General features: G+C 61.5%; 17 protein-coding genes and 1 tRNA gene. 1 reads left to right on the forward strand and 17 read right to left on the reverse strand.

Annotated elements, in window-relative coordinates; genetic code table 11:
- Nucleotides 1-5: 5 nt before the first annotated feature.
- The 7 genes from infA to AC1DX6_RS05520 all read right to left on the reverse strand — a co-directional run bounded on the left by infA (nucleotide 6) and on the right by AC1DX6_RS05520 (nucleotide 5,136).
- Complete coding sequence (gene infA, locus AC1DX6_RS05490) at nucleotides 6-224, reverse strand: translation initiation factor IF-1 (protein WP_006200926.1); 219 nt, start codon at nucleotides 222-224, stop codon at nucleotides 6-8.
- Between the two features lie 200 nt (nucleotides 225-424).
- Nucleotides 425-877, reverse strand: a complete 453-nt coding sequence (locus AC1DX6_RS05495; protein ID WP_477311698.1) for an arsenate-mycothiol transferase ArsC — start codon at nucleotides 875-877, stop codon at nucleotides 425-427.
- 124 nt (nucleotides 878-1,001) lie between these two features.
- Nucleotides 1,002-1,487 carry a UPF0262 family protein gene (locus tag AC1DX6_RS05500; RefSeq protein WP_477248909.1) on the reverse strand — a complete coding sequence of 162 codons (486 nt, stop codon included), beginning with the start codon at nucleotides 1,485-1,487 and terminating at the stop codon, nucleotides 1,002-1,004.
- A 6-nt stretch (nucleotides 1,488-1,493) separates the two neighbouring features.
- Nucleotides 1,494-2,786, reverse strand: a complete 1,293-nt coding sequence (gene hisD / locus AC1DX6_RS05505) for a histidinol dehydrogenase (RefSeq protein ID WP_477311699.1) — start codon at nucleotides 2,784-2,786, stop codon at nucleotides 1,494-1,496.
- 10 nt (nucleotides 2,787-2,796) lie between these two features.
- On the reverse strand, nucleotides 2,797-3,231 hold the full coding sequence (locus tag AC1DX6_RS05510) for a DUF2948 family protein (protein WP_477311700.1): 435 nt from the start codon (nucleotides 3,229-3,231) through the stop codon (nucleotides 2,797-2,799).
- Between the two features lie 295 nt (nucleotides 3,232-3,526).
- Entirely contained in the window at nucleotides 3,527-4,819 is a 1,293-nt protein-coding gene (gene murA / locus AC1DX6_RS05515) for a UDP-N-acetylglucosamine 1-carboxyvinyltransferase (protein WP_477311701.1), read from the reverse strand.
- 140 nt (nucleotides 4,820-4,959) lie between these two features.
- Nucleotides 4,960-5,136, reverse strand: coding sequence for a hypothetical protein (locus AC1DX6_RS05520; protein ID WP_477311702.1), 177 nt, complete (start codon nucleotides 5,134-5,136; stop codon nucleotides 4,960-4,962).
- Between the two features lie 153 nt (nucleotides 5,137-5,289).
- Here AC1DX6_RS05520 and AC1DX6_RS05525 point away from each other — a divergent pair.
- Nucleotides 5,290-5,364, forward strand: a tRNA-Thr gene (locus tag AC1DX6_RS05525).
- 194 nt (nucleotides 5,365-5,558) lie between these two features.
- On the opposite strand, the gene AC1DX6_RS05530 is transcribed toward AC1DX6_RS05525, so the two are convergent.
- The 10 genes from AC1DX6_RS05530 to AC1DX6_RS05575 all read right to left on the reverse strand — a co-directional run bounded on the left by AC1DX6_RS05530 (nucleotide 5,559) and on the right by AC1DX6_RS05575 (nucleotide 13,169).
- Nucleotides 5,559-6,074 carry a GNAT family N-acetyltransferase gene (locus tag AC1DX6_RS05530; protein ID WP_477311703.1) on the reverse strand — a complete coding sequence of 172 codons (516 nt, stop codon included), beginning with the start codon at nucleotides 6,072-6,074 and terminating at the stop codon, nucleotides 5,559-5,561.
- Entirely contained in the window at nucleotides 6,071-6,511 is a 441-nt protein-coding gene (locus AC1DX6_RS05535; RefSeq protein WP_477311704.1) for a GNAT family N-acetyltransferase, read from the reverse strand. The genes AC1DX6_RS05530 and AC1DX6_RS05535 overlap by 4 nt, the downstream gene beginning before the upstream one ends.
- Nucleotides 6,508-7,017: a DoxX family protein gene (locus tag AC1DX6_RS05540; protein WP_477311705.1), complete on the reverse strand. Its 510-nt coding sequence runs from the start codon at nucleotides 7,015-7,017 to the stop codon at nucleotides 6,508-6,510. The genes AC1DX6_RS05535 and AC1DX6_RS05540 overlap by 4 nt, the downstream gene beginning before the upstream one ends.
- A 221-nt stretch (nucleotides 7,018-7,238) precedes the next feature.
- On the reverse strand, nucleotides 7,239-7,781 hold the full coding sequence (locus AC1DX6_RS05545) for a carboxymuconolactone decarboxylase family protein (RefSeq protein ID WP_477311706.1): 543 nt from the start codon (nucleotides 7,779-7,781) through the stop codon (nucleotides 7,239-7,241).
- Nucleotides 7,782-8,073: 292 nt separating this feature from the next.
- Nucleotides 8,074-8,781, reverse strand: coding sequence for an NAD(P)H-dependent oxidoreductase (locus tag AC1DX6_RS05550; protein ID WP_477311707.1), 708 nt, complete (start codon nucleotides 8,779-8,781; stop codon nucleotides 8,074-8,076).
- Between the two features lie 26 nt (nucleotides 8,782-8,807).
- Nucleotides 8,808-9,284, reverse strand: coding sequence for a DoxX family protein (locus tag AC1DX6_RS05555; RefSeq protein ID WP_477311708.1), 477 nt, complete (start codon nucleotides 9,282-9,284; stop codon nucleotides 8,808-8,810).
- 11 nt (nucleotides 9,285-9,295) lie between these two features.
- Nucleotides 9,296-10,081 (reverse strand): HvfC/BufC family peptide modification chaperone, encoded by a 786-nt coding sequence (locus AC1DX6_RS05560; RefSeq protein WP_477311709.1) that lies wholly within the window; start codon nucleotides 10,079-10,081, stop codon nucleotides 9,296-9,298.
- A complete protein-coding gene (gene bufB / locus AC1DX6_RS05565; protein ID WP_477311710.1) occupies nucleotides 10,068-11,093 on the reverse strand; it encodes an MNIO family bufferin maturase in 1,026 nt (341 codons plus the stop codon). Before bufB ends, AC1DX6_RS05560 begins: the two co-directional genes overlap by 14 nt.
- A 40-nt stretch (nucleotides 11,094-11,133) precedes the next feature.
- Complete coding sequence (locus AC1DX6_RS05570; protein WP_477311910.1) at nucleotides 11,134-11,403, reverse strand: BufA1 family periplasmic bufferin-type metallophore; 270 nt, start codon at nucleotides 11,401-11,403, stop codon at nucleotides 11,134-11,136.
- 230 nt (nucleotides 11,404-11,633) lie between these two features.
- Nucleotides 11,634-13,169 (reverse strand): patatin-like phospholipase family protein, encoded by a 1,536-nt coding sequence (locus AC1DX6_RS05575; RefSeq protein ID WP_477311711.1) that lies wholly within the window; start codon nucleotides 13,167-13,169, stop codon nucleotides 11,634-11,636.
- Nucleotides 13,170-13,178: the final 9 nt, after the last annotated feature.

Genomic DNA, 13,178 nt, shown 5'->3' on the forward strand with positions numbered 1-13,178 from the left:
AGATCTTACTTGAAACGATAGGTGATGCGGCCCTTAGTCAGGTCGTAGGGCGTCATCTCGACCAGGACCTTGTCGCCGGTCAGCACGCGGATGCGGTTCTTGCGCATGCGGCCGGCCGTGTGGGCGATGATTTCGTGTTCGTTTTCGAGCTTTACCCGGAACATCGCGTTGGGCAGCAATTCCGTCACGACACCCGGAAACTCGAGGACTTCTTCCTTCGGCATTCGATACCTTTGCTTGGATGGTAGTTCTGGCACCTAGAGCATGATGCCGAAAAGTGTAAAGCGGTTTTCGGACGACATCATGCTCTACTTCTTTGATCCAGAGGCGGATTCAGATTTCAGGTCGAACAGACCTGAAATCATCCGACTCTGGCCAGAATTTCGGCGGAACCTATATGATAATCGTCCGCTTGTGAACACGCTTAATCCGTCGCGTTTTTTGCCTCTGGAAGCAGAAAACGGCGGCTTATACGCGCTTTCAGCCGTTCGCGCACGTCGCGATAGGCGGCCAGGATCTGCTCGCGCCGGCCGCCGACATCGGTCGGGTCGGGCATCGGCCAGTATTCGACATCGACGGCAAGCGAGCGGGTGAGTTCGAGCGCGGCGTGATGAGCTTCCGGCGCCAGCGTGACGATGAGGTCGAAATAGTCGTCTTCGAGATCGTCCATCGCTCTGGGCTGGCGCTCGCCCAGCGACAGGTCGTCCTCGGCCAGCACGGCATCGACGAACGGATCACGCTCGCCGCGGTGCACGCCGGCAGAGGCGACGAAGGTGGCGGCCGGCAGCATCCCGCGCGCCAGGAGCTCGGCCATCGGCGAGCGCACGGCGTTCATGCCGCACAGGAACAGGATCGAGCGGGGCAGAGCGGCGGGCACTAGAGCATGATCCCGAAAAGTGGAAGCCGGTTTTCTCGGACAAAACGGGAAGAGTTTTGTCCTGAGATCATGCTCCAACGAAGAGTTAGATCAGGATGGCGATTCAACGAAACGTCATCCTGGTCTAACCCCGCCAGTGCAGCACGCAGACCAGCGTGAACAGCCGCCGCGCCGTGTCGAAGTCGATGTCGATCTTGCCGGAGAGACGGTCCATCAGCGTCTGCGAGCCTTCATTGTGTAGGCCGCGCCGGCCCATGTCGATCGCCTCGATATGGCTCGGCGTCGAGGAGCGGATGGCGTCGTAATAGCTCTCGCAGATCATGTAGTAGTCCTTGACGATGCGCCGCAGAGGCGTCAGCGACAGGATGTGGGTGACCACGGCCGCGCCATCCTCGCGCGTCACGGCAAACACCAGGCGCGACTCGGCCAGCGACAGTTTCAGCCGGTAGGGTCCAGCGCCGTCATCGTTGACCGGCTGAAAGCTGTTCTCCTCGATCAGGTCGAAGATCGCCACCGCGCGCTCATGTTCGACATCGGGCGTCGAACGGCCAATCGATTCGTCGAGTTCGACATCGATCAGCTTGGCGCGGGTTCGATCGTCGTCCGACATGGCGGCCTACATGTTCAGCCGTATGGCGACGGAGCGGCCATGCGCATCGAGACCTTCCGCCTTGGCCAGCGCGATGGCCGCCGGCGCCAGCGCCCGCAATTGCTCCGGTCCGAGCTTCAGGATCGAGGTGCGCTTGACGAAATCGAGCACCGACAGGCCCGACGAGAAGCGCGCTGAGCGCGCCGTCGGCAACACATGGTTGGAGCCGCCGACATAGTCGCCGATGACTTCGGGCGTGTGGCGACCGAGGAAGACGGCGCCGGCATTGCGCATCCGAGCCAGGAAGCCCTCGGCATCGTCTATGGCGAGCTCGACATGTTCGGCGGCGATGCGGTCGACCAGCGGCAGCGAGGATTCGATTGTCGGCACCAGGATGACAGCGCCGAAATCGCGCCAGCTTCCCGCTGCCGTCTCGGCGCGCGACAGCTTTTGCAATTGCCGCTCGACCGCCTGTTCGACCGCCTTGCCGAAGGCCGGATCGTCGGTGATCAGGATCGACTGCGCCGACACGTCGTGCTCGGCCTGCGCCAACAGGTCGGCGGCGATCCAGTCGGGATCGTTGCTGCCGTCGGCCACCACCAGCACTTCCGACGGCCCGGCGATCATGTCGATGCCGACGGTGCCGAACACCTGGCGCTTGGCCGCCGCGACATAGGCATTGCCGGGACCGACGATCTTAGCGACGGGCTTGATCGTCTGGGTGCCATAGGCAAGGGCTGCGATCGCGTGCGCGCCGCCGACACGATAGATCTCCGACACGCCCGATATATCGGCCGCCACCAGCACCAGCGGATTGATGATGCCTTGCGGCGCCGGCACCACCATGACGATGCGCTCGACGCCGGCGACGCCTGCCGGCACGGCATTCATCAGCACCGAGCTTGGATAGCTCGCCGTGCCGCCCGGCACATAGAGGCCAACCGCCTCGATCGCCGTCCAGCGCGACCCGAGCTCGACGCCGATGGCGTCGGTGTAGCGATCGTCCTTTGGCCGCTGCCGCTCGTGATGGGCGCGGATGCGCTCGCGCGCGAACTTCAGCGCCTCGATCGTCTGCGGGTCGGCGGATTCATAAGCCTTGGCGATGTCGTCCATCGACACTGCGATGCCAAGGCTTTTCAAATCGGCATGGTCGAATTTCTGGGTGTAGTCGATCAGCGCCGCGTCGCCCTCGGCGCGCACCCGCGCGATGATTGCGCGCACGGCGGCATCGACGTCCTCCGACACCTCCCGCTTGGTCAACAGGAAGGCGGCGAAACGCTGCTCGAAATCGGCATCGGACTGGCGGAGCGTGATGGCCATCGGATAACGCTCAGGCCTTGTGGACGGGGCGCGACGTGGCGCCCCAGGCGCCGCCTATATCGGCCAGCCGCGCCTCGATACATTCGACATCGAGCATGATCGTGCCGCCGCCCGAAAAAATCAGCTCGACGATGCCGGCCGGCTTGCTGATCTCGACGAAGCTGATCGCCAGCAGCGACAAAACCTCGGCCGGTCTGTCGCGGGCAATGCCGTTGGTCTTGGCGCCGAGCACCCGGTCAAAATGCAGCACCGCCTGCCGCCGCTCATTGTGCTGGCTGAACAGGCCGGACTTCGCCTCCCAGACGAAGCGGTTCATGGTCAGCACGAAACGCTTGGCTGCAGGCAGGAATTCGAGGTCCGCCACCTTCATCACGGCGTCCTGGACATGGGCCGAGACGATGGCCAGGTCCTGATCGTCGAGCGCGATGAGCTTGAGAGCGTCCATACGGAATGCACACCTGAAAGTTGGTTTCAGCTTTCTGTTAGGCGGTCTTGGTGATCGGTGCAACCGCGCCAATGGCCTCAGGTCAGCGCCGTCTCAGCGTTGCGGCCAGGTGCGGTTCTCCCTTCTCCCCTTGTGGGAGAAGGTGGCCGAGCGAAGCTCGGTCGGATGAGGGGTGCTCCAGCTTGGCACCAACCGTAATCCTTCCAACACCCCTCAACCGTCTTGGCGCTGCGCGCCAATCCACCTTCTCCCACAAGGGGAGAAGGAAAGAGCGGCGGCGCCGACCTCGCGACTTTTAAGCCGAAATCCGCTCGATCACCGCGCCGCAATTGGACAGCTTTTCTTCCAGCCGCTCAAAACCGCGGTCGAGGTGGTAGACGCGGTTGACCGTGGTCTCGCCTTCGGCCGCCAGACCGGCGATGACCAGCGATACCGAAGCGCGCAGGTCGGTGGCCATCACCGGCGCGCCCTTCAGCTTCGACACGCCGTCGACGATCGCCGTCTGGCCGGACAGCGTGATGTGGGCGCCGAGCCGGGCGAGTTCCTGCACATGCATGAAGCGGTTCTCGAAGATGGTCTCGGTGATGCGCGACTTGCCCTTGGCCATGGTCATCAGGCCCATGAACTGCGCCTGCAGATCGGTCGGGAAGGCAGGGAACGGCGCCGTCGTCACGTCGACCGGCGCAATGCCGGCGCCGTTGCGCTTGACGCGGATGCCGGAATTGGTCGGCGTGATCTCGGCGCCCGTCTGGGCGATGATATCGAGCGCGGTCTGCAGCAGCTCCGGCCGCGCGCCTTCAAGCACGACATCGCCGCCGGTCATCGCCACCGCCATCGCATAGGTGCCGGTCTCGATGCGGTCGGGGATGACACGGACGCGGGCGCCCGACAGCGATTCGACACCGTCGATAGTGATGGTGGGCGTGCCGGCGCCGGAAATCTTTGCGCCCATGGCGTTGAGGCAGTCGGCCAGGTTGACGATCTCGGGCTCGCAAGCGGCGTTTTCCAGCACCGTCTCGCCCTTGGCCAGCGCCGCCGCCATCATCAGCACATGGGTGGCGCCGACCGAGACTTTCGGGAAGACGTAACGGTTGCCGACGAGGCGACCGTTTTTGGTCTTGGCGATGACATAGCCGGTGTCGACGTCGATATCGGCACCCAGCGCCTGCAGGCCTTCGAGGAACAGATCGACCGGGCGCGTGCCGATGGCGCAACCGCCTGGCAGCGACACTTTCGCCTCACCCATGCGGGCCAGCAGCGGGCCGATCACCCAAAACGACGCCCGCATCTTCGACACCAGCTCGTAAGGCGCCGTCGTGTCGACGATGTTGCGGGCCGAGAAATTAATGGTGCGCGAATAGCCCTCATTCTGCTTTTCGCGGCGGCCATTGACCGAATAGTCGACGCCATGATTGCCGAGGATGCGGATCAGCTGCTCGACATCGGCCAGATGCGGCACGTTTTCCAGGGTCAGCGTGTCGTCGGTGAGCAGCGAGGCGATCATCAGCGGCAGCGCCGCGTTTTTCGCGCCCGAGATCGGGATACTTCCGACAAGCTGGTTGCCGCCGACAATTCTGATGCGATCCATGGAAAACGTCCCCTCGGCCCGAAAGGCCGGTTTCGTCAGTTTGAGTATCGGTCCGTCTAGACCATTGGCCGGCTTGGTTCAAGAAATAGGATTTTGCGGCATTTGGGCCAAGGGTGGCCAGCCAGTGTGGCTGAAATCAGTTAGTCCTTGTGCATTTTTTCAGCAGCAGGCAGTCCTTCCGGTCGTTGGTCGGCATCACCGGTGCGCCGCGAACGCGACTGCGCCTTGCGCTTCTGCAAATTGGCGCGCAACTGCTCGGCCAGCCGATCGTTGCGGGTTGCGCTAGCCTTTTTCGCTGGAAGTGTCTTGTCGTTCATGGTTCCGTCCCGACCGGCCAACCTGCCATTCAGGGATAGTCAACATTGTGGCGCCGCCATGTCATCAAAAGCCGTGCGGTGCGGCCTTTCGCACATCCACGCACTTGGCCTTGCGCTTGCCGGTTCGATATGGCAGAAGCCCCGCCATCAGCGGCTGCGGTAGCTCAGTGGTAGAGCACTCCCTTGGTAAGGGAGAGGTCGAGAGTTCAATCCTCTCTCGCAGCACCAGATTTTCCCCTGAAATGTCGGCGTTCTTGAAACTGGCGAAGCACTATCCGTGATCTCGTCATAGGCATCTGCATAGTTAGCTGATGAGAGGGACACGTCGACTGCGTAAAGGGGCCGCTTGGTTTGTAAGGGCAAGTAACCGCTGGACGGGCGTCGACAACACGTCCGATCAGGTGGATCCATGAGTGCGCAACCTAGTTCAGGACGAGGCGCATGGCGCAACGTCGGCTTGCCGGCATGCCGTGTTCGACCTCTCGGCGTAGCACCTCGCGGAGCCACTCTCCGACCTGCGCATCGCCCAGCACCTGGAATCCCAACTTCTGGTAGAACGGCGCGTTCCAGATCACATCCCGGAACGTCGTCAGAGTGAGCGCGACAAGGCGGCGCTCCCTCGCATCCGCGATTGCATTGTCGAGCAAGGCGCGTCCGATACCCGAGCGCTGTCGATCAAGGCGCACGGCAAGCTCCCAGATGTGCAGCGTGTCGTCCTGGATCTCCGCGCTCAAGAAGGCGACCGGCCGGTCGTCTCGTTCCACTGCGACCCAGCAGGTGCCCCTGGCGATCAGTTCGCGGTGGCGTTCGACGGTCTGGTTGTCGTCATCGGCAATCCAGGCCAGCTCCGCAATCCCGCGGTAGGCCTTACCCGCCGACTGTTCGATGTCGGGTAATGCCTCAGCGTCAACCTCTCGCGCAATTCGATAGGTGGTCACGGGGTAACAGGCGTGGTTTTCAGTATTCTGCAAAGAATGACATTGGAATGTCCCTCGGGCCATTCCGCGAACTCGGCGACGCGCACGAAGCCGGCCTTTTCATACATTCCTGGCGCCTGGAAGTCGTGGCTCTGCACCCAAATCCGCTGAACGCCCCGGATGGCAGCCTCGGTTGCGAAGGCGTTCAACAACTCGCGCGCATAGCCGCGTCCCCGATATGCCTCATCGACCCACATCTGTTTGAGTTCGGAAGTGCCTGCCCAGGAATATCCAGTAGCAACGCCGACGATGCGTCCCGCCTCGTCTCGGATCACAAAGCCAAGGCCCCGGGCATCATCGCGCCCTACTGCATGCCGGTTATAGGCGGAGATATTGCCTTCAATGACATCGATTTCTATCGCCGAAAGATCGTGCTGGGGTTTGGCGAGGATGGTCATCTTGAGCGTTCGCTTCCCTTAGGCCCAACCAAGACCGTCTCAAGCGACAAACGGCCGGGACCGCCGACTGCAAGCGTTACAAGCCCGGCCAGGTAGAGCAGAATGATTTCGTAGCCGACAGGCCCGAACCTGACCCCGGCAGCTGTTACTTCGGCAAACTTCACCGAGAAAAACCCATACTGGGAATGGACGGTGAACAATGCGGTTAGCAGCACGATCGCCATCGGCACGCTGACGAGCGGAATAAACGCGCCCGCCAGCACAGCAGCGCCACCGACAAGCTCAACCAGCGTCGTCAGCCAGGCCAGCAATTGCGGCATGGGAACACCCAGCGTCTGAAGCACGACGCCAAAGCTTTCCGGACCCCTGCTGAGTTTCGCGTAGCCATGAGCCAGAAAGCCAAAGCCCACGATCAACCTTATCGGCAACGGCGCCCATCCGGCGGCAGCGCTGGAGGAGGAGAGAGTGATCTTTGAGACAAGTCCACGGAGATGCATTGCCGGCATACTTTCTTCTGTGTGCGGGGTGCCTGAAGTTCGGCGCCACCTGAAAAAGCCCGAGATGACGGACTAGGCTGACAGTCTGTTATTCGCCCCGCGACGGCTGACCGTTACGGCCTCACAGCAACGTTACCGCCGCCTAGGAACGGCTCTGCGAGTGCAGACCAGAAAATCGCCCGGCCAACCTTGAGCGGCGGGCCGGGCGCATAAGTGTAAAGCGTGGTTGATCAGGCGGCTTCGGCGCAAACGACCGGAAAGTCGATATCGGTCTCGGCCACATTGTTGATGAGGTTGGTCAGGAAGTTTTCGGCGACGACGGCGACAATCTCGACGATTTGCGCCTCGGTAAAGCCCGCCAGTTTCACGGCGGCAATGTCGGCGTCCTTTACCTTGCCGCGAGTCTCGGCCACCCTAGCCGCGAAATGCACCGCCGCGTTGGCCTTCGGATCGCTCGACGCGCCCTTGCGGTTTAGCGCGATCTCTTCGACGCCAATCTTTGCCAGGTTTAGGCCGAGATACGTGTGGGCCGACAGGCAGTAGTCGCAGCCGTTCACCTGGGCAACCGCCAAAGCAATGCGCTCGCGGGTCTTTACGTCCAATGCTCTGGTGAGAGCTCCAGACAAGCTGGTCATGCCTGCCAGAGCAGCAGGGCTTATCGAAACGAGGCGGAAGAGGCTGGGAACGACGCCAAGCTGCTTGTCCACAGCGTCGAGAATCGGTTGCGAGGCGACCGGGGCTGCTTCGCGGGTTGGGATGGCAATGCGGGACATTCATATCTCCTGTTCGATGAAGTCGGTGCGACAGGGAGCTACCTACTGCCTTCCAGAAGGCGAGAGTATTGGATACCTACAAGACATAACCTCTCAATATGTGGAAGGTGATGCGTCATGGGCCGTCTCGAAGCCATGTCAATTTTGATCGCCGCCGTCGAAGCCGGCAGTGTCTCTTTGCGTAACGGACTTCTGCCGCCAAAGTATGAATTAGGGCCGATCCGCAACTGATTCACGAGTAATTCCGCTGGTGAAGGCTCCACGTGTCCCAGTGAACTGCACGAGGCTACACTCACATCGATTTCAAGACATAGGTGTTGTCGAAGTCCGCGAGCTTCGGATATGCGATCGTCGGGGCATACACGAGGCTGAGGACGCGTTCGCGATAATGAGCGAGGCACGCCTGGCGCTCGCCATCGCTGATGCGCGCTGGTGCATGCACGAGGAATGGCTCGATCACCGTGAAGCCGACAAAGTAGAGCATCCCGTGGTTGATTGGGAACAGGATTTCAGCGATTGGGCCGTTCAGTCCGCGGTCGGAATAGATCGGCGGCGGTCCGCCGATCGTGACGGAACACATCGCGTGCTTTCCTGCCAGCACGCCGCGATCATACCATTTGCCGCCACCATAGATGCGGCCACCCGATGCGAACACTCGATCAACCCAGCCCTTGAGGATCGCCGGCAGCCCGAACCACCAGAGCGGAAACTGAAGGATTAGGGCGTCGCACCAGAAAAGCTTGTCCATCTCGGCCTGGATATCCGGAGAGAATCCGTCATGGGCAGCCGCATTCGCCTCCTCAGACTGCTGCCGGTAGTAGTTCGCGTCGCCTATGGTCGTGAAGTTGCGGCGATCTGATACCGGATTGAAGCCCATTGCGTAGAGATCGGAAATAACGACCTCGTGCCCCGCTGCAGACAGCGCCCCCTGCGCCGCGCGCGTTAGGGCGCCGTTGAAGCTGTTGGGCTCGGGGTGGGCATGAACGATGAAGATGCGCACCGCGCTTCCCTACTCGGTCGAGATGTTCATTTCCCAGATGCTGAAAAGGTCCGCTCGGCGACATAGTCGAGCGAGAACACACCAGCGCCACGCGCCAGGACGAGAAGCAGCAGCGAGGCCCACAGCAAATGCTCGGCCCAGTTCTCCGGGAAAACGAAGATCTGGATAACTGACACAACGCCGAGCAGCATCAGCGCGCCGAGACGCGAAAACAGCCCTAAGAAAATCAACACCGAGCCTGTAAGTTCGGCGGCAGTCGCCAGTGGCGCTGCGATCGACGGGTCGACGAACGGCAGATTGTATTCGTTGGCGAACAGCTGCAGTGTCACTGGCCAGGATGCCAGCTTGGTCTGCGCGGATTGCCAGAACACATGTGCGACCGCGACCCGGGCCGCGAGTTGGATCAGCGAGAATGGAATGCGTTCGGGCAACTTGATGATGCGCCTGTAGACGCCAACAAGGCCGCCCGGGCTAGTCGAGGAACGATCTGAAATTGCGGTCATGACGGTCTCCGTCAGTTTGAGGGGGAATTCGCGGCGATCCGCACGTTGGTGACGAGCCTGTCGCGGAACAGCCGCACAAGGGCTGAAACTAGGTCGAAGGCCGGGTCGAGCGCCAAGGCTCGGCCGGTGGCATGCTCGAGGCCGAAACAGTGCTTCAGCGAATGCCAGAAGGCGAAACTAGCGCGGTCGAGCAGAAAAAGCCGCACGTAGTTCCCCGATCGCCACAACGCCACCCGTTCGGGGCGTCTTGTCCAGGTGATGTTTTCGTCGACCGCCGTCTCCTGTTGATGCGCCATCCATACCGACAGGATCGACCAGTGGGAGACGATCAGTCGCAGTGAGGGCTGGAGCAGGATATCCGGTGACAGCCCAAGGTCGGTGTTGTCGTATTCTGCGAGGCTGCGGGGCGGCAGCGAAGCTGTATCGAGCGCCTCCGCTATGGCCCATTCGAGCCGCGCCGTTTCGGCGACGATAGGCATGTCGGACAGCGTGTCGATCGTCTTCAGGAAGCGCGGGAAGCCGGCTCCATAGCGCGAAAGACGCGATTCAACCGGCGGATACCGTCGAATGAACTCGCTCGCCACGTAACGGAAGAAGCGTTCGTCTATCAGGCGGACGGTGACGGGAAACACCGCCATCAGCGCCGCGGTGAGGGAACTGCGGGTGTTGTTTTGGTAGATGCGCAGGCGGGCCAGTGGATCGGCTTTGCCGGCGGTCAGCATTTTCGCGGAGACCATTGGTTCGATGGCAAGCACCGAGCGCGCGATGGTGGTCTGCAGGTTTTCAAGCGGCAACATCGTATCCTCCTTCCATTGGCGTCAACGCTACCGGTATGGCTGCTCCGGCCTTGGCGGCAGCGAATGCTGCTAGCACTGGCATGCTGGTCCCCACGCTTTCGAAGGGGGTGAGGGACATCGGTCGGGGTTTGGCTGCCTCGGCTTGCCTCGCAGCCTGCTTGCGGTTGAACATGATCGAAGCGGTGAGCATGTCGGCCCACATGGCTTCGCCAAGGAGCACATCGAGAACCGGGACATCGGTGTCCCATTCGATCAGCGTGGGGCGCAGTCCGAGCCGGCTTATGGCATGCTGATAGAGCGCCCAGACGACAGGCGGCACGCGCGAGCCATGATCGTCGATGAGCACAGTGTCGGCCCCGACCTGATTGGTCGCGTGACCGGCAAGGTGGATTTCGCCAATGGATTCGGCCGGCAGTGCGTTGATGAAAGCGATCGCATCATATTGAAGGTTGTGCGCGGAGACCTGCACATTGTTCACATCGAGCAGCAGGCCGCAGCCGGTTCGTGCCACGAGCGCGGTCAGGAATTCAGCCTCGTTCATCGAGGAATCTGCAAAAGCCACGTAGGCGGAGAGGTTCTCTATGAGCACCTGTCGCTTTAGCGTGTCCTGGACGGTTTCGACATTGCGCGCCACGATTGCCAGCGCCTCTTCATCATAGCGCAGCGGCAGCAAATCGTTCAGATAGGCGCCGTCGGCGACGCTCCAGGCGAGATGTTCAGAAACGAGATCGGGCTGGAAACGCTCGCAGACCATCCGAAGTCTCTGAAGATGGTCACGATCCAGTCCATGGGCACTGCCCAGCGACAGGCCAACGCCGTGAACCGACAGCGGGTAGATCCGGCGCAGTCTTTCCAGCGCTTCGACACTGGCGCCGTCTCCCATGTAGTTTTCGGCGTGGACCTCCAGCCAGCCGGCGGAGGGCCGCCGGGTCAGCATTTCACCGATATGAGGAGAGCGCAGACCGATGCCCGCAGCGGCGGGGATCGTGAGGGACTGATATGCACGGGACATCGGTCGGCTCCTTTCGAAGGATTGGTTCGAAGCTGGTTGCTCAGGCTTTCGGCTTGTCGCTGCCGCCGGTGATCTTGGCGCAACTGCCGGCAGGCACGTAAAGCCAGGAATCCGGCTGGTTGTCGGCGGTGGAAGTGCCTGCGCAGGAATGCGTCGCGGTCTGGCAATCGTTCTGGCCAGCCTTGACGACGCCGTAGCACTTCTCGAACGAGAAGTTAGGCTGGGCGGCGGGACCGCCATAGGCTGCCGTAGCGGCGAGCGACGTGGCGGCTGCGAGAGCCGATCCGATGAGGCTTTTGGTGTTGATCACAGACATGTCTCCTGGTTGCGTTTCGAGGGAAAGACTGACCGGTGCGGCCTGTCTGCAAGCAGTGTCCCCGATCAGACCGCCGAGCTGAAATGCTGTCTCGGCATGGATTTGATACGCGCTCACTATGTTGAAGCAGCTCCCAAGCAAAAGCCCTCCGGCGGGGAACCGGAGGGCTTGGCGTCTGCGTTCGTGAGGGGGCGAAGCAGGCGCTGCCAGGCGGGGAGAGGCGCCTAGACGTAGCGGTTTCTGCTCCTCGCGGCGGAGCCTTCGTCGACAACAAGATGGTCGGCCAGAAGCCAGTCCTCGGCGCGTTGCCGTCCTCTGTCACGTATGTCGGTCAGCTCACCCCAGTCGATCCATGGCCTTGTGAAAAGCGCCGAGGCGGCCCGGTGCTGGCTGTCGAAGATGGTGTGACTTGGCGTGCACGTCATCGCACAAGGACTGGCGGCGAGACGGCGATCCGCACAAGGCGTGGTGCACAATGAGGCCTTGCCCGTGACGATCAGCCGATGGCCGGTTTCAAACGGCTGGACCAGCGGCAAAGCCGAAAGGTCGCCTTCGCCCCAATAGGTGTTGCCGTCGATCTCCACGGCTGGGAAGAGGAATGGGATCGTGGCCGCGGCCAGGATCGCGTCGATCGACAATTGGTCGTTATTGAAAATCCTAACAGCATCGGTGCGGGCGTTCGAAGCGAGGATGCTGAGGCTCACCGGGCATCTTTTCTTGCGGATTTCGGCAATGTCGATCGACTGGTCCAGGATCAATCTCAGCGGATTGGTTGTGTCGGCTGTGAACATCGATGCGTGGCTGACGCGTCGCCAGAAGTTGGTAAGCGCTGTCCGAGCGCCACGCCGACCGCCCAGAGCCAGCCCATAGGCCAGAACCGCCGCCTCCATCGCGCCGAAACCGGACGCTGTGATGTTGCCGAAGGAAAGGCCGGGTTCGTCCAGCAGACGGTCGAGCACGCCCCAGATAAAAGCGCCATGTGCGTCGCTTCCCAGGACAATGTCGACTAGCTGAGTGTCTTCCACAACAGGTCTTGCGCCGGCGATGACGGGCTTGCTGGTCTCGGTTCTCGGCTGGATATGCATCTTTTTGGTCTCCATCCCAAAAACGCCAGCCAGGGCGTCTGATGAGGAGACTGCCGCATCATCTGGTGCTGGCGAAATGCCAAGTTGGCATGAACTCCATAGGCAGATTGCATTGGCTGCAATCGCGTGTGCGTCGCAAGGTTTACCAGGCAGGGCAAGATCCCGCGATTTTGCCTTGAACCCGCGCCACGACGTTCGTCGGCAAGCCTTCAGCACATAGAGGAGTGCGTCATGAAAATTCGAATTGTCTGTCTGGCGGCGATCGCCGTCAGCCTGGTTGGCGGGGCGGTTTCCGCCGATCCTCTCAGTGATCTGGCATCCTTCCCGTCGTTCTACACAGATGCCGGGATGAAAACGATGAAGCCGATGGCTGAGTTCAAGAAGGCCTGGCGTGCCATGCCAAACAGCGATCGGGCTGCAATGAAGAAGGCGTGCAACGACCCGGCGATGAGCAAGGCGCATGCGCCGTTCTGCGCAAACGTGCTGGCGCTCGGCGGCGCCAACTAGCTGCAACGCGCCGGACAGCATCCGCGGGATGCAGAACCTTAAACTCCATACGCAGATTGCATTGGCCTCAAAGCCGCTCCTTGCAGCAAAGTTCGTCTCGGCAAGGAGGAACCGCAGAGCTTTTGATTCCTGCCGATCACCGCAGTCGTCGACGGGGCGATTGCTCAACTTCAGAGA

It is taken from the genome of Mesorhizobium sp. P2_C4, from assembly GCF_056404575.1.

Coding starts and splice junctions, on each gene's coding strand:
- infA (WP_006200926.1), bottom strand. CDS start 224: ATGCCGAAGGAAGAAGTCCTCGAGTTTCCGGGTGTCGTGACGGAATTG.
- AC1DX6_RS05500 (WP_477248909.1), bottom strand. CDS start 1,487: ATGTCGGACGACGATCGAACCCGCGCCAAGCTGATCGATGTCGAACTC.
- hisD (WP_477311699.1), bottom strand. CDS start 2,786: ATGGCCATCACGCTCCGCCAGTCCGATGCCGATTTCGAGCAGCGTTTC.
- AC1DX6_RS05510 (WP_477311700.1), bottom strand. CDS start 3,231: ATGGACGCTCTCAAGCTCATCGCGCTCGACGATCAGGACCTGGCCATC.
- murA (WP_477311701.1), bottom strand. CDS start 4,819: ATGGATCGCATCAGAATTGTCGGCGGCAACCAGCTTGTCGGAAGTATC.
- AC1DX6_RS05520 (WP_477311702.1), bottom strand. CDS start 5,136: ATGAACGACAAGACACTTCCAGCGAAAAAGGCTAGCGCAACCCGCAAC.
- AC1DX6_RS05535 (WP_477311704.1), bottom strand. CDS start 6,511: ATGACCATCCTCGCCAAACCCCAGCACGATCTTTCGGCGATAGAAATC.
- AC1DX6_RS05540 (WP_477311705.1), bottom strand. CDS start 7,017: ATGCCGGCAATGCATCTCCGTGGACTTGTCTCAAAGATCACTCTCTCC.
- AC1DX6_RS05545 (WP_477311706.1), bottom strand. CDS start 7,781: ATGTCCCGCATTGCCATCCCAACCCGCGAAGCAGCCCCGGTCGCCTCG.
- AC1DX6_RS05555 (WP_477311708.1), bottom strand. CDS start 9,284: ATGACCGCAATTTCAGATCGTTCCTCGACTAGCCCGGGCGGCCTTGTT.
- AC1DX6_RS05560 (WP_477311709.1), bottom strand. CDS start 10,081: ATGTTGCCGCTTGAAAACCTGCAGACCACCATCGCGCGCTCGGTGCTT.
- bufB (WP_477311710.1), bottom strand. CDS start 11,093: ATGTCCCGTGCATATCAGTCCCTCACGATCCCCGCCGCTGCGGGCATC.